Below are 20,765 nucleotides of genomic sequence, written 5' to 3' on the forward strand. Positions count from 1 at the left end.
CGCTGGGTCAGCGACCCGAACGCGACATCGCGTACTACATCAGCGGGCGGCTGCGGGCAGCGTGTCCGCCGGCTTCGGCACCAGGATCTCGGCCTTGAACCGTTCCTTCAGCAGGTTGTAGTAAGCGAGCTCTTCCGCTGCGGTGACCGATTGGCCGACCTGCGCGTTCTCCTGCTGCGCCTGTTCCGGGGCGGACGGCGCGCGCGGAACGAGCTTGGTGACACGCACCACGGCGTAACCCTGGGTGCCCAGGTCCACGCCCACCAGTGAGGGCAGTTTGGCCGTGTCGGCGCGCAGTGCTGCGTCGATGATCGAGATTGGCTGGTTCTGCAACTCTCGGCGCGACACCGTGACAGGCGCGCCGAACGTTGCGCCGTCGGCCTTCGCGGTCCAAGCGGCGAGCTTGGCTTCTCCCTCGGCCTTGGCCATGACCGCGGCGCGCTCGGTCACGAGTTGCGCACGGATCTTGTCCTTGACCTCTGCCAGTGGCAAAGGACGAGCAGGCGTGTATTGCGTCACGCGGCCCGACGCGAGCTGGTTGGAACCGACCTCGATCGCCTCGGTGTTCTGCTTGCGCTCCAGCGAGTCGGCCGCGAACAGCGCGTTCAGGAAATTGCGGTTTGCCAGCACACCGGCCACGCCGGGTGCGGGCGTGCGCGCGACATTGCTTGCGGTCTGGATCGTAAGCTTCAGCTTTTCGGCCGCGGGCTTGAGACTGTCCGGCTGCTGGTAGACCGCATCGGTGAAAGTCTCCGCGGCCTTGGCGAACTCCTGCGTGGCCTGCTGCGCACGAACTTCGTTCTCGATGGTGGCGCGCACCTGTTCGAACGGCGGCACCACGGCCGGCTTGATGTCGGCAAGGCGGATGATGTGATAGCCGAACTCGGTTTCGATCACGTCGCTGATGTCGCCCTTCTTGAGCGCGAACATCGCGTCTTCGAATGGTTTGACCATTGCGCCGCGCGTCACGAAGTCGAGGTCGCCGCCCTTCTCCGCCGACCCCGGGTCTTGCGAATTCTTGCGGGCAACGTCGGCAAAGGTGGCGGGCGCCTTCTTGACTTCGGCCAGCAGCTGTTCAGCCTTGGCCTTCGCCTTGGCGCGATCGGCCGCCGACGCGCTCGCCGGAGCGGTGATCAGGATGTGGCTGGCGCGGCGCTCTTCCTTGGTGCCGAAGCGCGCCGTGTTCTGTTCGTAGTAGGTCTTGAGATCGGCCTCGTTGACCGATATGTTCTTCTTGGCCGCCTCGATGTCGAGCACCAGGTATTCGATGCTGGCCTGCTCGGGCGACTGGAACTGTGCCGTGTGGGCCTTGTAGTAAGCCTCCACATCCGCATCGCTGACCGTCACCTTCGATGCGAAGCTTTCAGGCGTGAAGCGGGCAATCTGGATCTCGCGGCGGTCGTAGAAGGCGTTGATCGTGGCCGCGGCCAATGCGGGCGGCGTGAATGCCGTACCCGAGATACCCAGCAGCACCTGCTGCGTGGCCAGGTCGGCACGCATTGCAGCTTCGTACTGCTCGGGGGTGCGGCCCGTCACGCGCTGGAAGGTTTCGCGGTCGAACTTGCCGTCCGGCGTACGGAACGCGGCAAGCCCTGCGTCCTGCGCAAAGATTCGCGACAGGCGCTCTTCGGAAACCGTGACGTTCGACTTGGCCGCTGCCGCAGCCAGCACGCGATCGCGCACCATGCGCTCCAGCGTGCCGTAGCGCATTACATCGGACTCAAGCAGCGCCGCATCGACGTTCGGCGACTGCTGCCGGATGCGGTCGGTTTCGATGCGATGCTGCGCATCCCACTCGGGCCGCGTGATGTTGTTGCCGTCGACGCGTGCAACCTTCTCGTCGCCGGAGCCCTGGTAGCGCTCCACGCCAAAAAGGACGAACGAGGGAATGATCAGCAAGAACAAGAAAATCATGACGATCTTGTTGTACTTGCGGAAGAAATCAAACATGCTTGAACACTCTTTTGGCGACGGATGTCGGGGGCGGCAATAAAAAAGGCGAACCTGTGTTCGCCTTTGCATCGGGTGGGTGGTGGGTGCTGAGGGGCTCGAACCCCCGACCTACGCCTTGTAAGGGCGCCGCTCTACCAACTGAGCTAAGCACCCCACCGGGAATACTCTCCGAGTCTACGTCTTAGTTCAGCGCGTCTTTCAACGCCTTGCCCGGACGGAACTTCGGAATCTTGGCGGCCTTGATTTTAATCGCGTCGCCGGTGCGTGGATTGCGGCCGGTGCGAGCGGCGCGTTTACCGACTGCAAAAGTGCCGAAACCGACGAGCGACACAGAGCCGCCTTTCTTGAGCGTGGTGCGAATCGCGCCGATGGTGGATTCAAGCGCGCGCGTAGCGGCTGCCTTGGAAATATCGGCGTTTTTTGCGATGTGCTCAATCAGTTCGGTCTTGTTCACAAGGGCCCCTTGTCGAAGAAATAAAGTTTTTCGGCTTTCGTCAGCTGCGAGCTGGCCGCGAAACGACGCGACGCGCAAAGCCTGGCAGGACTGACGCCTCGGCAGCGCGCTGCCAGCGAGGATTACAACCACTGGTCTGCAGGGTGTCAATACGACACGAGGCCATGCAGATCAACGGAGCGCGCGATTTTAGGGGCGTTTCATGAAGCCGAATTTCAAAGGGCTTCGGCAATGGCCTTGCCGAGGTCGCTGGTGCTCGCGGTCCCGCCGATGTCGGGCGTGCGCGGTGCTCCGCTTTGGGGCGCCAGCACCTTTTCGATTGTGGATAGGATCGCGTCGTGCGCATTCTTGTGGCCCAGAAACTCGAGCATCATGGCGCCACACCAGATCTGTCCGATGGGGTTGGCGATGCCCTTGCCAGCGATGTCGGGCGCCGAACCGTGCACGGGCTCGAACAGCGAGGGCGTCGTGCGCTCGGGGTTGAGATTGGCGCTGGGCGCAATGCCGATGGTGCCGGTGCACGCCGGGCCCAGGTCGGACAGGATGTCGCCGAACAGGTTGCTCGCCACCACCACGTCGAAGAAGTCGGGCCGCTGCACGAAGTGCGCGGTGAGGATGTCGATGTGGAACTTGTCCAGCTTCACGCCCGAGTAATTCTTTGCCATCTCGGCCACGCGCTCGTCCCAATAGGGCATGGTGATCGAGATGCCGTTCGACTTGGTGGCGCTGGTCAGGTGCTTCTTGGGGCGCGATTGTGCAAGCTCGAAAGCGAACTTGAGCACGCGGTCAACACCCACGCGCGACATCACCGTTTCCTGCACCACGATTTCGCGCGGCGTGCCTTCGTACATGCGCCCGCCGATGCTCGAATATTCGCCTTCGGTGTTTTCCCGCACGATGTACATGTCGATCTCGCCGGGCTGGCGTGGCGAGCCGTCGCGCCGCACCACGGGGGCCGTGATGCCGGGCATCAGCCGCGCGGGGCGCAGGTTGATGTACTGGTCGAATTCGCGGCGGAACAGGAGCAGTGAGCCCCAGAGCGACACGTGGTCGGCAATTTTCTCGGGCCAGCCGACCGCGCCGAAATAAATCGCGTCGTGCCCGCCGATCTGGTCCTTCCAGTTGTCGGGCAGCATCTTGCCGTGCTTCTCGCAGTAATCCCAGCTCGAAAAATCGAAGTGGTCGAACTTCAGGTCGATGCCGAACTTGCGCGCCGCGGCATCCATCACGCGCAGCCCTTCGGGCATGGTTTCCTTGCCGATGCCGTCGCCGGCGATGACTGCGATTCTGTGGGTGGTCATGATCGGATTCCTTCTTGCTGGAGCGGTGTGAAAAACTGGAGTGCCTCGGCGAGCAGCTCGCCCGGCGCTTCTTCCGGAACGTAGTGGCCGCACGGCAGTGCGCGGCCCGAAACCTGAAGTGCGCGCTCGCGCCAGAGCGCCAGCACGTCGAAGCATTTGCCCACCGCGCCGTGCTCGCCCCAGAGCACGCGAAGCGGTTGCGCGAGCCGCTGGCCGGCGGCCATCTCGGCGCGATCGTGCACCAAGTCGATGGTGGCTGAGGCGCGGTAGTCGGCGCATATGGATTCGGCCGTGCCCGGAATGCCGGCACAGCGCTCATATTCGGCCAGCACTTCGGGCGCGAAAGGCGCAAGGCCTGCGTGGCGCCCGCCCATTACGCTGCGCACGTAGCGCACGGGGTCCGAGGCGATCAGCGCCTCCGGCAGCGGCGGAGGTTGAATCAAAAAGAACCAGTGCCAGTAGGCGCGCGCAAACGCTTCGGTGGTGTTCTCGTACATCGAGAGCGTGGGTGCGATGTCCAGCAGCATCATGCGGTCAACGGCCGCAGGGTGATCCACGGCCAGTCTGTGCGCAACCCGGGCACCGCGGTCGTGGGCCAGCACGCCGAAGCGCTCGAAGCCGTGGTGCCGCATGGCGGCGAGCGCATCGAGCGCCATCTCGCGCTTGCTGTAGGCCATGTGACCCTCATCGTCCGCCGGGCGGCCGGAGTCGCCATAGCCTCGAAGGTCGAGTGCCACCACCGTGAATTGCTCGGCCAGCGCCGGTGCCACCCGATGCCAGATGAGATGTGTCTGCGGATGGCCGTGCAAGAGCAGCAAAGGGGCGCCGCGCCCGCCGATGCGGCCATGCACGCGCACGCCGTTGCGCTCGATGTCGAATTGCGGAAAGTCGAAGAATGAAGCAGTCACGCGGGCAATTGTGCGTTGCACCCGATCGGCCATCAAGCAACAATCAGCCAATTCATACTTTCCGATCTGGCATGAATTCATTGTCCATGGACCGCGGCGATCTGGAGCTCGTGCTGGCCATACGCGACCAGGGAAGCCTGGCAGGCGCATCCGCCACGCTCGATGTGGTGCCCTCCGTCATCACCAAGCGACTGGGCGCGCTGGAGGCCAGGCTGGGCCAGCGCTTGTTCGAACGCACCACGCGCCGCCTCAGCGTGACGGCCGAGGGCGAAGCCGTCTGTCTGCACGCCAAGACGCTGCTCGAAGGCTTTGCAGCACTCGAAAGCGAACTGGGCGAGCGGCAGAACGACCTGGTCGGCACCATCCGGCTGGCGGCCACCTTTGGCTTCGGTCGGCGCTGGCTCGGCCCTGCGCTGGCCACGTTCCAGGCGCGCCACCCCGGGCTGCAGATCGAATTGCTGCTGACCGAGCGGCTCCCCGATCTTGGCGCCGAAGGCTACGACGGCGCGCTATGGCTCTGGGCCGTGCAGCAGCGCCGCGAGGCCGACTGGGTCACGCGACGCATTGCGCGCAACCAGCGCGTGCTTGCCGCTTCGCCTGCATATATAGAGCGGCGCGGCACGCCGGCCACGGTCGATGCGCTGAGCGCGCACGACTGCCTGGTGGCGCGCGAAAACGGCGAGCCCAACCAGCGCCAGTCCTCACTATGGACGCTGCGGCACGCGCGCGACGGCAGCACGGCCCGCGTTCGCGTCCAGGGACCGCTGGCCAGCAATTCGGGCGAAATGGTGCGCGACTGGTGCCTGGCCGGCCACGGCATCATGCTGCGCAGTCTGTGGGACATTGCGCCGCAACTGGCTTCCGGCGAATTGGTGCGCGTGCTGTCCCACTACGCCATGCCCGATGCCGACATCCACTGGATTGCGCCCTGGCGACCCAAGACGCCGCGCCGCGTGCGGCTGCTGCTCGATCACCTGGCGGAACAGTTTCGCGGCGAGCCGTGGAAGCCGGGCAAGGCGGGCTCGCCGCGCTAAAAAAGCGTGTGGGTCAGCGCTCGCTGCGCACCACCAGGCTCACGCCGGCCGCGGTAAGCCCGATGCCGAGCAGCGTCACCACGGTGATCGGTTCGCCAAACAGGAGCCAGGCCATGACGGCCGTGCACGGCGGCACCAGGTAGAGCAGGCTCGTGACGGCGGTGGCCGTTCCGCGCTGGATCAGCATGTAAAGCAGCGAGCTGCCGCCGAGCGACAGCGCAAGCACCGACCACGCCATGGCGCCCATCGAGTGCGCGTTCCATTCGATGCCTTGCGTCTCCATCAACGCAAAGGGCAAGGTCACGAGCAACGCCGCCGCCATTTGCACGGCACTGGCGCTTCGAACGTCACAAGGCGCGACGAAGCGCTTCTGATACAGCGTGCCCGCCGTGATCGAAAGAAGCGCCATGATGGCAAGCCCCATCGTCAATGCGCTGACTTCGGAACCCTGCCCGAACTTGCGCGACACCACGAGAACCAGGCCAGCGAAACCCAGGACAAGCCCGGTCCATTGGCGCCACGAAATGCGCCCACCATTGAACGACAGCCAGACGGCGGTCAGCACCGGTTGGATGCCGACCAGCAGCGCCACCAGCCCAGCGCCCATGCCCGCGTGCACGGCGGCCCACACGCCGCCCAGGTAACCCGCCTGCATCAGCACGCCCGTGACCGCAAGGTGCCCCCACTGCTTGCGCTCCTTGGGCCAGGCGACCCGCGCGAGCGCGACCCAGACGCCAAAGCACACGAGACAGAGCGCATAGCGCACGGCCAGGAACTTGAGCGGCGGCGCATAGGGCATGCCGTAGCGCGCCACGATGAAGCCCGTGCTCCATATCAGCACGAAGACCGCGGGCATGGCCCGCAGCCAGCCCGCGTTGCGGGCCGCAACCGCCGCACTCATTTCGCGCGGGCCCGGATTTCGGGGATCGCTTTCTGGAGGTAATAGACCATCGACCAGATGGTGAGCACGGCCGAGATCCAGATCAGCCACCGCCCCCACAAACCAGTGTCGATGACCTTGAAAAGCTGTCCGTCGTAGAGCAGGAACGGAATCGCGACCATCTGCACTGTGGTCTTCACCTTGCCGATCATGTGAACCGCCACGCTCTTGCTGGCACCGATCTGCGCCATCCATTCGCGCAGGGCCGAGATCGCGATCTCGCGGCCGATGATGATCAAGGCCACGAACACGTCGGCGCGCTGCAGGTGAACCAGCACCAAGAGCGAGGCGCATACCAGGAATTTGTCGGCCACCGGATCGAGAAAAGCGCCAAAGGCCGAGGTCTGGTTGAGCTTGCGCGCCAGGAAGCCGTCGAGCCAGTCGGTGGCGGCAAAGACGATGAACATCACCGTGGCAATCAGATTGCGCATCGGCTCGGCCATCGGCAGGTAGAACACACCAACGATCAATGGAATCGCGACGATGCGCGTCCAGGTCATGATGGTGGGAAGGGTCCAGAACATGCGGGCGATTGTGTCATGCACACGTGGCGTGCCGAAAGCCAGGGGCAATCGGCCTCAATGCAGCGCGCGATAGATTTCCTCGGCCAGGTCGGTGGCAATGCCTTCGACCGATGCGATGTCCTCGACGCTGGCTGCCGCCACGCCGCGAATTCCGCCAAAACGCTGCAGCAGGCGCGCGCGGCGCTTCGGCCCAATGCCCGGAATGTCTTCGAGTTGGCTGCCGCCCACACGCACCTTGGCGCGCTTGGCGCGCATGCCGGTGATGGCGAAGCGGTGCGCCTCGTCGCGAATCTGCGCCACAAGCATCAGCGCCGCGGAATCCTTGCCCAGGTAGACCTTCTCGCGCCCGTCCGCGAAGACCAGTTCCTCGAGTCCGACTTTGCGGCCTTCACCCTTTTCGACACCCACGATGAGGGACAGCGCCAAGCCCAGTTCGCCGAACACTTCGCGCGCCATCGACACCTGCCCCTTGCCGCCGTCGACCAGCACCAGGTCGGGCATGCGCGCCGCCCTTGTCTTGGGTGGCGCATCGCTGCCCACACCGCCGGCATCGCCCATCGGCGGCGCGTCGGTTTCGGCTGCCATCGCCTCGGCCAGCTTGCCGTAGCGGCGGTGCAGCACCTGGCGCATGGCGGCGTAGTCGTCGCCGGGGGTGATGCCTTCGATGTTGTAGCGCCGGTACTCGCGGTTCTGCATCGTGTGGCGCTCGAACACCACGCAGGAGGCCTGCGTGGCCTCGCCCGCGGTGTGCGAGATGTCGAAGCATTCGATGCGGAAGTTGTCCAGGTCGTCGGGCGCGAGCTCCAGCGCATCGGCCAGCGCGCGGGTGCGCGCCTGCTGCGAACCCTCCTCGGCCAACAGCCGCGCCAGTTGCAGGCCGGCGTTGGTTTCGGCCATTTCCAGCCAGTGCCGGCGCTGCTCGCGCGGCTGGAACACGGCCGTCACGCGCGCGCCGGCCTGCTGCGAAATCGCCTCGATCAGTTCGCGGCTCACGAGATGGCTCAGCACCAGCGTGGCGGGCACCGGCACGTCGATGTAATGCTGGGCGATGAAGGCTTCGAGCACCTGCACCTCGATCGGGTCGGCCGGCGCGGGCGCCACGCCTTCCTCGGCATCGAGCTCGCCATGGTGGATTTGGGCGGCGTCTTCCACGTGCACGGGAAAGTAGGCGCGGTCGCCAAGATGCCGGCCGCCGCGCACCATCGCCAGGTTGACGCAGGCCTTGCCGCCCTGCACTTTCACGGCCAGGATGTCCACGTCCTTGTCCGAGGCTATTTCGATCGACTGCTGGTGCAACACACGCGAGATCGCCGACATCTGGTTGCGCAGTTCGGCGGCCTGTTCGAACTCGAGCTTCTCGGCGTGCTCGGTCATGCGCGCCTCCAGCTTCGACAGCACCAGCTGGGTGTCGCCCATCAGGAAGGCCTCGGCGCTGGCCACGTCCTGCGCATAGGACTCGGGCGTGATGTAGCCGACACACGGCCCGGTGCAGCGCTTGATCTGGTACAGCAGGCAGGGCCGGGTGCGATTGGCGTACACGGTGTCTTCGCAAGTGCGCAGCTTGAACACCTTCTGCAGCAGCTGGATCGATTCCTTCACTGCCCAGGCGCTCGGGTAAGGCCCGAAGTAGCGGTGCTTCTTGTCGACCGCGCCGCGGTAGTAGGCCAGCCGCGGAAACTCGTGCGAGGCAATCTTCAGGTAGGGGTAGCTCTTGTCGTCGCGGAACAGGATGTTGTAGCGCGGCTTGAGCGTCTTGATGAGATTGTTCTCGAGCAGCAGCGCCTCGGCCTCGGAGCGCACCACCGTGGTCTCCATGCGCACGATCTTCGAGATCATGTGGCCGATGCGCGTGCCGCCATGGCTCTTCTGAAAATAGTTGGCAACCCGCTTTTTGAGGTTGCGCGCCTTGCCCACGTAGAGCACCGCGCCGGCCGCGTCGAAATAGCGGTAGACGCCCGGCAGCTGCGGCAAGGCCGCGACTTCGCTGAGCAATTGATCGGAATGCACGTCTGACATGGCGGCTATTGTGGCGCGCTATCGAGGCGGCGGCCGGCACGGCCACCGCCCTTCTCCCTTCTGAGATCCCCGGGTTACTTCGCGAGTTCGCTCACCAGCCGGTACAGGAATTCGCGGCCGTCGTAGAGCCGCTGGATCTCGATGCGCTCGTCCAGCCCGTGGGCGCGCGCGTCCGCGGGGTCGAGGAACATGCCGGTCACGCCGTACATCGGAATGCCGGCATTGCGCATGAAACGGCTGTCGGTGGCGCCGGTGCTCATCGCGGGGATCACCGGCACGCCCGGCCACATGGCCTGCGTCACCAACTCCACCGTCTTCACCAGATCGCCGTTCAGCGGCGAGGCCGGGCTGCGCAAGGGCTTGCCGAGATTGCGCACCACGATCTTGTCGTTGCCGACGGCCTGGGTCAGCAGGCGCTCGACTTCCTCCGGGTCGTCGTGCGGCAGGATGCGGCAGTTGACCGTGGCTTTGGCCGATTGCGGCAGCGCATTCTCGGCGTGGCCCGCCTGGACCATCGTCGTCACGCAGGTGGTGCGCAGCTGCGCGTTGTAGGCCGGGTTGGCCGAGAGTCGCTCTATCACTGCGGCGTCAGGGTTGCCGGCGCCGATGGCGCGCATGTCGTCGGCCAGCTGCCCTGTGGCAAACGGGGCGCTGCGCGCGAAGTAGGTCTTGGTGACGTCTGCCAGCTTGACGGGGAACGCGTAATTTCCCAGCCGCTCCATCCCGGCCGCCAGCGCGTAGATAGGGTTGCTCTTGGTTGGCACCGAGCTGTGGCCGCCCACGTCGCGCGCCTCTAGCATGTAGGTGGTGTACATCTTCTCGGCCACCTGCATGCGGTGCAGGTTGGGCTTGCCGCCGCGCAGTTCGCCGCCGCCGCCTTCGTTGATGCCGAATTCCGCCTGCAGCAGTTCTGGCTTGTTGTTGATCAGCCAGAAGGCGCCGTTGCTGAGGGCGTCGCCCCGCTCCTCGTCGGCGGTCAGGGCCAGGATGATGTCGCGGCTCGGCTTGAAGCCTTCCTGCTTGAGCTGCCCCAGCACCGACACCAGGGCAGAGGCCATGGCCTTGTCGTCGATGGAACCGCGCGCCGTGAAATAGCCGCCCGTTTCCTGCAGCTTGAACGGGTCGGTCTTCCAGTCTTCGCGCCGGGCCTCGACCACGTCGATGTGGGCCAAGAGGAGCAGCGGCTTCTTGCTGCCGTTGCCCTTGAAGCGCAGCACCAGGTTGCCCTTCTTGGGAAACGGCTCGAAGACCTGGATGTCGCCGGGCGCAAAGCCCGATTCGATCAGGCGCTTTTCCATGGCGCGCGCCGCCAGTGTGTTGTCGCCCACCGAATGGCTGGTGTTGATCTCGATCAACTCCTTGTAGATGTCGTGGAAGCGCTGCTGCTGCGGGGTCAGCGATGGCGTTGTCTGCGCCGATGCGGCCAGGCCGCACAGGGCGAGAGACAGCGCGAGCACGCTTTTCGCAAAACCAGGGGAACCAAGGGAAAGCGGCGAACGACGGGTCTTCATGCGCATGGTTTCTCGCTCCGGAATGTTGTGGTGGCGGCCAGCATACCAAGCAGCCACGCTGCCCCGATCCGCCGAAGACGGGCACACTTGCCCCATGCAATGGGACATCTTCTGCAGAGTCATCGACAACCACGGCGACCTGGGCGTGTGCTGGCGTCTGGCCTGCCAGCTGGCGGCGCTCGGCGAGCGCGTACGCCTGTGGATCGACGACGCCACGGCGCTGCACTGGATGGCGCCCGCGGGCTGCGACGGCGTGGAGGTGGTCGACTGGCTCGACCCTGCCGCTGTGCACAAGGCCGCGGCGGCCCCGACGCCCGACGTGCTGATCGAAGCCTTCGGATGCGACCCGGCACCCGAGCTGATCGCGCGCTTTGCCGAGCCGCCCAATGCCGGAGCGCCCGCCCGGGCCTGGATCAATCTCGAATACCTGTCGGCGGAACCTTATGTCGAGCGGCTGCACGGCCTGCCTTCGCCGGTGTTCAAAGGACCGGGCGCGGGGCTGACGAAACGCTTTTTCTATCCGGGCTTCACGCCCGGCACGGGAGGGCTGCTGCGGGAGCCCGGCCTGCCGGAGCGGCGAGCGCATTTCGACCGCGCGCAATGGCTGGCGGCGCATGAGATTCCTTGGCGGGAGGACGAGCGCCTCGTCTCGCTCTTCTGCTATGAGCCTCCCGCGCTGGCCCAATTGCTCGAACAGCTGGCCGCCGACATCGAACCCACGCGGCTTCTGGTGACTTCCGGCCGTGCGGCGCACGCGGTCACGGCCTTTTTCTCCAGCCCTAAGCATCCGCCCGGCAGGTCTTCGCAAGGCTTCGGTGCGCTGTCGATTTCCTACCTTCCCTACCTGACGCAGCCGGATTTCGACCATCTCCTGTGGGCCTGCGACCTGAATTTCGTGCGCGGCGAAGATTCGCTCGTGCGCGCCCTCTGGGCCGGCGCCCCACTGGTCTGGCAGATCTACCCGCAGGACGACGACGCGCACCACGTCAAGCTTGGCGCCTGGCTGGACTGGCTCGGCGCCCCGCCGTCCGTCCGGCAGTTTCACCACGCCTGGAACGGCTTCGCGGACAGCACCCTCCCCCCACTGGAAACCGAAGGCCCTTGGCGCGAAACCGTGCAGGCCGCGCGCGAAAAGCTGGGCCGCCAGGAGGACTTGGTCTCGCAGCTGCGGCATCTGGTCGCCGGAAAAAGCTAAAATAGCGGGCTTTGCGGATTTCGGCCCGGATCTAACAGGATCCGAGATGCACTCCGCCAAACCTGCCGCGGGACATGTACCGCGGGGCCAATGACGCCGGCAAGACGTTGCATCGCAACATTGCAAACGTCGCCGACGGCCCCGCGCACCGAGCGGCCAACATCCAGAGAACCTGATATGAAAATCGCTCAAGAAATCCGCGCCGGCAACGTCATCATGCACGGCAAGGACCCGATGGTCGTCCTCAAGACCGAATACAGCCGCGGCGGCCGCAACTCCGCTACCGTGCGCATGAAGCTCAAGAGCCTGATCGCCAACTTCAACACCGAAGTGGTCTTCAAGGCGGACGACAAGATCGACCAGATCGTGCTCGACAAGAAGGAGTGCACCTACTCCTACTTCGCCGACCCAATGTACGTCTGCATGGACACCGAGTACAACCAGTACGAAGTCGAAGCCGAGAACATGGGCGACGCCCTCAACTACCTCGAGGACGGCATGGCTGTCGAAGTGGTGTTCTACGACGGCAAGGCCATCTCGGTCGAACTGCCGACCAGCGTCGAACGCGAAATCACCTGGACCGAGCCGGCCGTCAAGGGCGACACTTCGGGCAAGGTCATGAAGCCCGCCAAGATCGCCACCGGCTTTGAAGTGCCGGTGCCGCTCTTCGTTGCGCAAGGCGACAAGATCGAAATCGACACCCGCACCGGCGAATACCGCAAGCGCGTCTGAACGCTTCCGGCCGCCTGGCCGGCGCATGACAAAAGGCTCCGCAAGGAGCCTTTTTTCGTTGATGGGCTTACCCTTGTGCCCATGAACACGTCCGCCAGCGTCCGCACCGAGATCGATGGGCCGGTCAGCACCATCGTCATGAACCGCCCCAGGCAGCGCAATGCCGTCGATCGGCCCATGGCCGATGCGCTGCGCGATGCCTTCGAACGCTTCGAGGCCGACGAAAGCCAGCTTGTCGCCGTGCTTTGGGGCGAGCACGGTACCTTCTGCGCGGGTGCCGACCTGGGTGCCGTGAGCGATCCGGCACGGCGCAACGAACTCGATCCGGAAGGCGGCGGCTCGGGCCCGATGGGCCCCACGCGCATGGCGCTTTCAAAACCACTGATCGCCGCCATCAGCGGCCATGCCGTGGCCGGCGGGCTGGAACTCGCGCTGCTGGCCGATCTGCGCGTGACCGAGGAAGACGCCGTGCTCGGCGTGTTCTGCCGGCGCTGGGGCGTGCCGCTGATCGACGGCGGCACGGTGCGGCTGCCGCGCATCGTCGGCATGGGCCGCGCGCTCGACCTCATCCTGACCGGCCGGCCCGTTGATGCCGCAGAGGCGAGCGCCATGGGCCTGGTCAACCGCGTGGTGCCCCGCGGCCAATCCCGCCACGCGGCCGAAGCGCTCGCGCGTGAGATCGCGTCGTTCCCCCAGCAGTGCATGCGCGCGGACCGCCATTCAGCCTACGCCCAGTGGAATTTGCCGTTGGCCGATGCGCTGCGGCAGGAAGGCCGGCTCGGCGTCCCCATGGTGGCGGCCGAAGGCGCGGCGGGCGCCGAGCGCTTCATTCGCGGCGCGGGCCGGCATGGCACTTGCTGAGCCTGATCCGCGGGGCATGGCGGCCGCAACGCTGCACAATGCAGCGAATCTTCCTGTCTGATTTCTTCATGAACAACACGCACGACCTTCACGACAAGCGCCTCGCGGACGCCTGGGCCACCCTCAAGGCGCACTCGGAAAAAGGCCTCCCGCTCGATCTCGATCCTTCGCGCCTCGCCTTCGCCGATCCGGAATTCCTGCTGCGCCGTGAAACCCGCGGCATCCGCATGCAGCTGGAGCTGATGAAGCCCGACCTGGAGCAGCGCGCCCACGGCATCGAGAACACCGTGGTGGTCTTCGGCAGTGCGCGCTTCCGCAGCGAGGAAGAGGCAGCCGCGCTGGTCGCGCAGGCCGATGCCGCCGGAGACGCCGTGGCAGCCGAGCGCTGGCGGCGCCTCGCGCGCAGCTCGCACTACTACGAGAAGGCGCGCGCCTTCGGCAAGCTGGTTGCGCAGTACAGCAGCGACAAGGAGCCCGAGGACAAGCTTTTCGTCTGCACCGGCGGCGGCCCCGGCATCATGCAGGCTGCCAACCGCGGCGCGCACGAAGGCGGCGGAATTTCGGTTGGCCTGGCCATCGCGCTCCCCATGGAGGAAGAAGCCAACCCCTACGTCACGCCGGCGCTGAGCTTCAAGTTCCATTACTTCGCCATCCGCAAGATGCACTTCATGATGCGTGCGAAGGCGCTGGTGGCGTTTCCAGGCGGCTTCGGCACGCTCGATGAGCTGTTCGAGGTGATCACGCTGGTACAGACCAAGAAGTCCAAGCCGGTGCCGATCGTGCTGTTCGGCTCGGCCTACTGGAAGAAGCTGATCGACTTCGATTTCTTGATCGAAGAAGGCGTGATCTCGCCGACCGACGTGAATCTGTTCGAGTACGTCGACGCGGCGGATGACGCCTGGGACGCGATCAAGCGCTTCTACAAACTATAAGGGCGCCTTCAAACCCCAGGTGGCGCGCGCTCCCAGCGCGATGACACCGCCCACTACCCAGAAAACGCCCGCGATCCCGATCAGCGCACCAATCGATCCGAACAACATCGGCATCGCCACGCTGGAGGCATTGATGGTCATGAGGCGCAGGCCCAGCGCTTCGCCGTGGCGTGCGTGCGGCGTGATCTGGTGCAGCATGCTCATCACCATCGGCTGGACCGCGCCAAGCGCAAAGCCCAGGATCACCGAGCACAGCCCCATGGTCAAGGCCGAGTCGAGCAGCGGATAGACCGCAAACACCGCGGCCGTGACGATGGTGGAGCTCAGGATCACGCTGCGCTCCGAGGCGCGAGACGCAATCAGGGGCAGCACCACCCGGATCACGGCCGCGGCGATGGCGAAAGCCCCGAGGATCGAGCCAATCACCGAAGCGCTGATGCCGCGGTCATGCCCCAGCACCGGCAGCACGAAGGCGTGCACGTCCCAGCTCGACGATTGCAGCCAGTTCACGAACAGCAGGCGGCGGAACATCGGCTCGCGCAGCAGGTCCCAGGCCCGCGTGGGCGCAGCCCCTGCGACGGGCGCAATGCGCGGCGGCTCGTGCGCGCCGCGCGCAAGCAGCCAGCAGGCGATCGGCAGTGCCGCCATGACCGCGAAGCAGACCCGGAAGGCCAGCATGTCCGCCGGCGCGCGCCCGGCATGGTCGATCAAGAGGCCGGCGAGGAACGGACCGACAAAGTTGGCAGCGGCGGGCGCAATCGCCAGCCAGCTGAACACCCGCTTGAGCTGATTGGCATTGGTGGCGGAGCGGCCCACGTGGCGCTGCAGCGCGATCACGGTCGCGCCCGTGGCCCCGCCCGTGAGCAGCGCTGCAACGCACATGACCGGGAAGGTTGGAAAGACGAGCGCGAGGCCCGCGCCGGCCGAAGCCGCGATGACCGAAAGCCACAGCGGCCGCTTGAAGCCATAACGGTCGGCAAAGCGTCCCGCCGGAAGGGCAAGGAAAACCTGCGTGAGCGCGAACAGTGCAATCAGCACGCCGACCGCTGCCGCGCTGTATCCCTGTTGCAGCGCCAGCAGCGGAGTTGCGAGCCGCATGCCGGCCATGGTGGCGTGCAGGCAGACCTGGGCGCCGATGACGCGCAGCAGTTCGGAGCCTTTCACGGGGTGTCGTCGCCCTCGCTGTCGGTTGCTTCAGCCGTGGAAGGCAACAGCGCCTGCGACTGCGCCTCGGGCAGCGCCTCGACCTTGCGCAGCGCAAGTCGCATCTGCTTGGCGCGCGTATCCGCCTTGTCGAGCGTGTCGGACGCCTTGGCCACCTGCTCCTTGATGCGCGACACCCATTCGCCATAGCGCTCGAACTCGGTTTTGACCGCGCCCAGCACCTTCCAGACTTCGGAGGCCTGATGCTCCAGCGCCAGCGTGCGAAAGCCCATGTGCAGGCTGTTGAGCATGGCGAGCAAGGTGGTCGGTCCTGCCAGTGTCACGCGGTGCTGGCGCTGGATGGCGTCCATCAGGCCCGGCCGGCGCAGCACTTCGGCGTAGAGGCTTTCGACGGGCAGGAACAGGATGGCGAAATCCGTGGTGTGCGGCGCGGCAAGGTAGTTCTCGGCAATCGACCTGGCCTCGCTGCGTATGCGCGCTTCGAGCGCCTTGGCCGCAAGCTCGGCAGCGACGGCGTCGGCGCGCTCGTGCGCATCGATCAGGCGTTCATAGTCGTCGCGCGGAAACTTGGCATCGATGGGCAGCCACACCGGGGCACCGTCGCCGCCCCGGCCCGGGAACCGGATGGCAAAGTCGACGCGCTGGCCGCTGCGCGGCTTGGTCTCGACCTGCTTGGCGTACTGGTCGGGCGTGAGCACCTGCTCGAGCAGCGCCTCGAGCTGAACCTCGCCGAACACGCCGCGCGTCTTCACGTTGGTCAGCACGCGCTGCAGGCTGCCGACGCCCACCGCCAGGGTCTGCATTTCGCCCAAGCCCTTGTGCACCTGTTCGAGCCGGTCGGCCACCTGCTTGAAGCTTTCGCCCAGGCGGGCTTCGAGCGTGCTCTGCAGCTTCTCGTCGACCGTCTTGCGCATTTCGTCGAGCTTGGCGGTGTTGCTCTGCTGCAGCTGCGCGAGCTGCGTTTCCATGGTCGTGCGCACTTCGGCCAGGCGGCGTGCGTTCGACTCGCTCAGGCCTTGCAGCTGGGTATTGAGCGTGTCGGCGAGGATCTTCTGCAAGGCCGCGAGCTGCAGCGAAAAAGCGTCCAGCTGCGCGTTCTGCGTGCGCGTGGCCTCCGCGCCCTGCTGCACCAGCGCTTGCTGAAAAGTGGCGAAGGCCTGCGCGGTTTCCTGCCGCGCGCCACGCGAGCTTTCGCCAATCTCATGGCGCAGTTCGCGCTCGGTGCGTTCGTTGGCTGCGCCCATGGCGGCCAGCACCGTCAGCATCTCGCTGTGGTCGGGCCTGGGCGGCCGCCGCGCGAGCAGCCAGACCAGCAGCGCGAGCTGCACGACGGCGAGCGCCGCCAGCAGAAGAAGAATCAAGTCAGGAAGTTCCAAGGTCGAATTGCGTCGCTGCTCGCCGCTTGTTTATTTGCCGGCCGGCGGAACGGGCGTGACGGGCGTCAGCGCTCCCTTGCCGCTGAACCAGGCGATGAGATTGTCCGCCGCAAGATCGGCCATGGCGCGGCGCGTGGGCACGGTGGCACTCGCGATGTGCGGCGTCAGCACCACGTTGGGCACGGTCAGCAGGTCGGGGTGGACCTTGGGCTCGCCTTCGAATACGTCGAGACCCGCCGCCGAAATGCGCTTCTCGCGCAAGGCCACGGCCAGCGCCGCGTCGTCGACGATGCCGCCGCGCGCAATGTTCACCAGCGTGGCAGTCGGCTTCATCAGCGCGAGCTCGGCCGCGCCGATGGTGTGGTGCGACGCCGGCGAATAGGGGACCACCAACACCACGTGGTCGGCGGTCTTAAGGAGCTCTTCCTTGCTCACGTAGCTGGCCTTGCATTCGGCCTCCAGCGCGACGTCTAGGCGCGAGCGGTTGTGATAGACCACCTTCATGCCGAAGCCGTGCGCGCCGCGCTTGGCAATGCCCTGCCCGATGCGGCCCATGCCGATGATGCCGAGCGTCGAGCCGTGGATGTCGGAGCCGGCGAACATGTCGAAGCTCCACTTTTGCCACTTGCCCGCGCGCAGGAAGTGTTCGCTTTCGGTGATGCGCCGGGCCGTGGCCATCAGCAGTGCAAAGCCGAAGTCGGCCGTCGTTTCGGTGAGCACGTCGGGCGCATTAGTGCCGAGCACGCCGTGCGCGGCCATCGCGTCGACGTCGAAGTTGTTGTAGCCCACGGCCATGTTGGCGCAGATCTTCAGGTCAGGACAGGCGTCGAGCACCGCGGCGTCGATGCGCTCGCTGCCGGTGGTGAAGGCGCCCTGCTTGCCTTTGAGCTTGGCGATCAGTTGCTCTTTGCTCCAGCTCTCGTCGGCCTGGTTCGACTCGACTTCGAAATGCTGCGAGAGGCGCTCGATGGTTTCCGGAAAGATCGCGCGGGCGACCAGGATCTTGGGCTTGCTCATGATGTTTGCACTCAACGGAAGAAGATGAAGGTGGAAAGAACGAACAACGGAATGAGGACGGCCACGGACCAGCCCATGTAGCCGAAGAAGCTCGGCATGCGCACGCCGCGGCTCTCGGCAATGGCCTTGACCATGAGGTTGGGTGCGTTGCCGATGTAGCTGTTGGCGCCCATGAATACCGAGCCGGCAGAAATGGCGGCCAGCGTGGTGGCGTAGGTGGTCATGAGCGTGGCCGCATCGCCGCCCGCGGTGTTGAAGAACACCAGGTAGGTGGGCGCGTTGTCGAGAAACGAGCTCAGGATGCCTGAAGCCCAGAAATACATGGCCGGATCAGGCTGGCCGTCGGGCTTTGTCACGGCCGCAATCACCGCTGCGAACGGCCCGTTCGCGCCGGCCTTGAGCATTGCGATCACCGGGACGATGGTGAGGAAGATGCCCGCGAACAGTTTGGCCACCTCGGCCATCGGGCCCCATTCGAACTGGTTGTCGGCATGCACCTTGGCCGAAGTGGTCTTGAACGAGAGCAGCGTGATGGCGATGAGCCCGACGTCGCGCACCAGCCCCGGTAGGCCGACGTGCGTGCCGAACACGTCGAAGCCGACGGGTGATTTCCAGATGCCGGAGAGCAACACCAGGAAGACCACTCCGCCCAGCAGCCAGAAATTGGCGGCGCCGTCGAAGCCGATGCGGCGGGTGTCCGGCGTCGGGTCGATCGGCAGCACGCCCTGCTTGCGGTAGTAGTGGCGGTCGATCACGTAGAACAGCGCGAGCAGCAGGCCGACGAGAAACAGCGTTTCAGGCAGGATGTTTTGCGCCGTCCAGAAAAAGTCGACGCCCTTCAGAAAGCCGAGGAACAGCGGCGGATCGCCCAGTGGCGTGAGCGAGCCGCCCGCATTCGACACGATGAAGATGAAGAACACCACCACGTGCGCCTTGCTCAAGCGGTTGTCGTTGGCGCGGATCAGCGGCCGGATCAGCAGCATCGAGGCGCCCGTCGTCCCCATCAGGCTCGCGAGCACCGCGCCAATGGCGAGGATGGCCGTGTTGAGCCCGGGCGCGCCGTGCAGGTTGCCCCGGATGTGGATGCCACCTGCCACCGTGAACAGCGCGGTGAGCAAGATGATGAAGGGGATGTATTCCTCGACCAGCGCGTGCACCAGCTGGGAACCAGCCAGCGGCGCGCCGTGGATTGCGGCAAAGGGAAGCAGGAACGCCAGCGCCCAGGCGGCCGAGATCTTGCCGTAGTGGTGATGCCAGACCGAAGGGGCGAGCAGCGGCATCAGCGCAATGGACAGCAGCAGGCCTGCGAACGGAATGCCCCAGATCGCCGACAGCTTGCTGCCGTCGAGGTCGGCGGCCATGGCAAGCGCCGGAAACATCATCGGCAGCACCGCGGCTGCCGCCAGGCGAACTGTTTTTTTCATTGGAGCCGTGCCGTACCAGACGGGCATCAGGCGGGCGGCTGTTCGATCTCGAACACCTGGCGCAGGTAGGCCAGGTATTTCTCGTCCTCGCACATGTTCTTGGACGGAGTGTCCGACAGCTTGGCCACCGGCTGGCCGTTGCAGGTGATCATCTTGATGACGATCTGCAGCGGCTCGTAGCCAAGGTCGTTGGTGAGGTTGGTGCCGATGCCGAACGCCAGTTGGCAGCGGCCGCGGAACTGCTGGTAGAGCTCGATGGTGCGCGGCACGGTGAGGCTGTCGCTGAAGATCAGCGTCTTGGTGCGCGGATCGACCCGGTTCGCGATGTAGTGGGCCAGCATGCGCTCGCCCCACTGGAACGGATCCCCGCTGTCGTGGCGCGCGCCATCGAACAGCTTGCAGAAGTAAAGATCAAAGTCGCGCAGGAAGGCGCTCATGCCGTAGACGTCGGACAGCGCAATGCCCAGGTCGCCGCGGTATTCGCGAGCCCAGCTCTCGAAGCCGAAGATCTGGCTGTCGCGCAGCCGCGGGCCGAGGCCCTGGCAGGCTTGCAAATATTCGTGCGCCATGGTGCCGAGCGGAATGAGCCCGAGCTTCATGGCATAGAGCACGTTGCTGGTGCCCGCAAGCTGGGGCAGCCGCGCGCCGGGCTGGGCCAGCACCGGCGGCGAGGTGACGGCGCCGAGCCTGTTGTTCAGCGTCCGCAGAACCTCTTCGTGCCAGTCCTTGGAGAAGCGGCGGCGTGTGCCGTAGTCGGCAATCTTGAGATCGGCCAGGCCTGCATCCTGCAGTTCCCCGATCTTGGTTTCAAGGCGCCGGCGGCCTTCTGCGAAATCGGGCTTCTTCTGCGTATTGCGAAAGTAGACCTCGTTCACGATCGCGAGCACCGGGATCTCGAAAAGGATGGTGTGCAGCCACGGTCCCTTGATGCGGATCTCGAGCTCGCCCGAGGGCTGGGGCGTGATGCTGATGTATTTCTCATTGAGCCGGAACAGGCCCAGGAAGTCGACGAAGTCGCTCTTGATGAAGCGCATCGAGCGCAAGTAGGTGAGTTCGGCGTCGCGAAACTGCAGTGAGCAAAGGCTTCGCACCTCTTCGCGGATCTGGCCTGCGAACTGGGCCAGGTCGATGCCCGGGTTGCGGCACTTGAACCGGTACTCGACCTGGGCCCCGGGGAAGTGATGCAGGACGACCTGCATCATGGTGAACTTGTAGAGGTCAGTGTCGAGCAGGCTGTGAATGATCATGGTGCTGTTGCGGCGCGCGTTGTCCCGGGCTTTTTCGGCGTGCGTCCGATTATCACGGGCAGCGTCGGCTTGTGCCTACGGAGCCAGCACTGGGCGTCCTACCGTCAGGGTGAATAGGCCCCGCGACAGTGTGTTCACGGCGGCCATGGGCTCGCCGAATCAACCTTACAAGGAGA

The 20,765-nt window shown here is 65.4% G+C and carries 18 protein-coding genes and 1 tRNA gene; 5 read left to right on the forward strand and 14 right to left on the reverse strand.

Going from position 1 to position 20,765, the window contains the following annotated elements; all coding sequences use genetic code 11:
- Positions 1 to 39 precede the first annotated feature (39 nt).
- The 5 genes from J2X92_RS07600 to J2X92_RS07620 all read right to left on the reverse strand — a co-directional run bounded on the left by J2X92_RS07600 (position 40) and on the right by J2X92_RS07620 (position 4,616).
- Positions 40 to 1,950, reverse strand: a complete 1,911-nt coding sequence (locus J2X92_RS07600) for a SurA N-terminal domain-containing protein (RefSeq protein WP_307574633.1) — start codon at positions 1,948 to 1,950, stop codon at positions 40 to 42.
- A gap of 80 nt (positions 1,951 to 2,030) precedes the next feature.
- Positions 2,031 to 2,106 (reverse strand) — tRNA-Val (locus J2X92_RS07605).
- A gap of 28 nt (positions 2,107 to 2,134) precedes the next feature.
- The gene (locus tag J2X92_RS07610; protein ID WP_007830705.1) at positions 2,135 to 2,407 is read right to left on the reverse strand and encodes an HU family DNA-binding protein; all 273 of its coding nucleotides are present in this window, start codon (positions 2,405 to 2,407) and stop codon (positions 2,135 to 2,137) included.
- 215 nt (positions 2,408 to 2,622) lie between these two features.
- Positions 2,623 to 3,708 carry a tartrate dehydrogenase gene (locus J2X92_RS07615; protein WP_307574634.1) on the reverse strand — a complete coding sequence of 362 codons (1,086 nt, stop codon included), beginning with the start codon at positions 3,706 to 3,708 and terminating at the stop codon, positions 2,623 to 2,625.
- Positions 3,705 to 4,616, reverse strand: coding sequence for an alpha/beta fold hydrolase (locus tag J2X92_RS07620; RefSeq protein WP_307574635.1), 912 nt, complete (start codon positions 4,614 to 4,616; stop codon positions 3,705 to 3,707). The genes J2X92_RS07615 and J2X92_RS07620 overlap by 4 nt, the downstream gene beginning before the upstream one ends.
- 71 nt (positions 4,617 to 4,687) lie before the next feature.
- Between J2X92_RS07620 and J2X92_RS07625 the strand changes: the two genes are divergently transcribed.
- Complete coding sequence (locus J2X92_RS07625; protein WP_307574637.1) at positions 4,688 to 5,650, forward strand: LysR family transcriptional regulator; 963 nt, start codon at positions 4,688 to 4,690, stop codon at positions 5,648 to 5,650.
- Between the two features lie 13 nt (positions 5,651 to 5,663).
- On the opposite strand, the gene J2X92_RS07630 is transcribed toward J2X92_RS07625, so the two are convergent.
- From J2X92_RS07630 to J2X92_RS07645, 4 genes are all read right to left on the reverse strand, one after another.
- Positions 5,664 to 6,551, reverse strand: coding sequence for a DMT family transporter (locus tag J2X92_RS07630; protein ID WP_307574639.1), 888 nt, complete (start codon positions 6,549 to 6,551; stop codon positions 5,664 to 5,666).
- Complete coding sequence (gene pgsA, locus J2X92_RS07635; protein ID WP_307574641.1) at positions 6,548 to 7,114, reverse strand: CDP-diacylglycerol--glycerol-3-phosphate 3-phosphatidyltransferase; 567 nt, start codon at positions 7,112 to 7,114, stop codon at positions 6,548 to 6,550. The genes J2X92_RS07630 and pgsA overlap by 4 nt, the downstream gene beginning before the upstream one ends.
- A 54-nt stretch (positions 7,115 to 7,168) precedes the next feature.
- On the reverse strand, positions 7,169 to 9,130 hold the full coding sequence (gene uvrC, locus J2X92_RS07640; RefSeq protein WP_307574642.1) for an excinuclease ABC subunit UvrC: 1,962 nt from the start codon (positions 9,128 to 9,130) through the stop codon (positions 7,169 to 7,171).
- A gap of 74 nt (positions 9,131 to 9,204) precedes the next feature.
- A complete protein-coding gene (locus tag J2X92_RS07645) occupies positions 9,205 to 10,647 on the reverse strand; it encodes a M20/M25/M40 family metallo-hydrolase (RefSeq protein WP_307574644.1) in 1,443 nt (480 codons plus the stop codon).
- 88 nt (positions 10,648 to 10,735) lie between these two features.
- Here J2X92_RS07645 and earP point away from each other — a divergent pair, with 88 nt between their 5' ends.
- The 4 genes from earP to J2X92_RS07665 all read left to right on the forward strand — a co-directional run bounded on the left by earP (position 10,736) and on the right by J2X92_RS07665 (position 14,361).
- A complete protein-coding gene (earP, locus tag J2X92_RS07650) occupies positions 10,736 to 11,836 on the forward strand; it encodes an elongation factor P maturation arginine rhamnosyltransferase EarP (RefSeq protein ID WP_307574647.1) in 1,101 nt (366 codons plus the stop codon).
- Between the two features lie 177 nt (positions 11,837 to 12,013).
- The gene (gene efp, locus J2X92_RS07655) at positions 12,014 to 12,568 is read left to right on the forward strand and encodes an elongation factor P (RefSeq protein ID WP_028258883.1); all 555 of its coding nucleotides are present in this window, start codon (positions 12,014 to 12,016) and stop codon (positions 12,566 to 12,568) included.
- An 81-nt stretch (positions 12,569 to 12,649) separates the two neighbouring features.
- Positions 12,650 to 13,429, forward strand: a complete 780-nt coding sequence (locus J2X92_RS07660; RefSeq protein ID WP_307574649.1) for a crotonase/enoyl-CoA hydratase family protein — start codon at positions 12,650 to 12,652, stop codon at positions 13,427 to 13,429.
- Between the two features lie 68 nt (positions 13,430 to 13,497).
- Positions 13,498 to 14,361, forward strand: coding sequence for an LOG family protein (locus J2X92_RS07665; RefSeq protein WP_307574752.1), 864 nt, complete (start codon positions 13,498 to 13,500; stop codon positions 14,359 to 14,361).
- On the opposite strand, the gene J2X92_RS07670 is transcribed toward J2X92_RS07665, so the two are convergent.
- From J2X92_RS07670 to pncB, 5 genes are read right to left on the reverse strand one after another with little or no spacing between them, the layout of a single operon-like run.
- Positions 14,356 to 15,525 carry an MFS transporter gene (locus J2X92_RS07670; RefSeq protein WP_307574650.1) on the reverse strand — a complete coding sequence of 390 codons (1,170 nt, stop codon included), beginning with the start codon at positions 15,523 to 15,525 and terminating at the stop codon, positions 14,356 to 14,358. The two genes, J2X92_RS07665 and J2X92_RS07670, sit on opposite strands and share 6 nt — an antisense overlap.
- Complete coding sequence (locus tag J2X92_RS07675; protein WP_307574652.1) at positions 15,522 to 16,901, reverse strand: DNA recombination protein RmuC; 1,380 nt, start codon at positions 16,899 to 16,901, stop codon at positions 15,522 to 15,524. The genes J2X92_RS07670 and J2X92_RS07675 overlap by 4 nt, the downstream gene beginning before the upstream one ends.
- A gap of 30 nt (positions 16,902 to 16,931) precedes the next feature.
- Positions 16,932 to 17,918, reverse strand: coding sequence for a 2-hydroxyacid dehydrogenase (locus tag J2X92_RS07680; RefSeq protein ID WP_307574654.1), 987 nt, complete (start codon positions 17,916 to 17,918; stop codon positions 16,932 to 16,934).
- 11 nt (positions 17,919 to 17,929) lie between these two features.
- Positions 17,930 to 19,342, reverse strand: a complete 1,413-nt coding sequence (locus J2X92_RS07685; RefSeq protein WP_307574656.1) for a sodium:proton antiporter — start codon at positions 19,340 to 19,342, stop codon at positions 17,930 to 17,932.
- A gap of 26 nt (positions 19,343 to 19,368) precedes the next feature.
- Complete coding sequence (pncB, locus tag J2X92_RS07690; RefSeq protein WP_307574658.1) at positions 19,369 to 20,589, reverse strand: nicotinate phosphoribosyltransferase; 1,221 nt, start codon at positions 20,587 to 20,589, stop codon at positions 19,369 to 19,371.
- Between the last annotated feature and the right edge of the window lie 176 nt (positions 20,590 to 20,765).

Origin of the sequence: Variovorax paradoxus (assembly GCF_030811855.1) — a bacterium.
Lineage (GTDB): Bacteria > Pseudomonadota > Gammaproteobacteria > Burkholderiales > Burkholderiaceae_C > Variovorax > Variovorax paradoxus_L.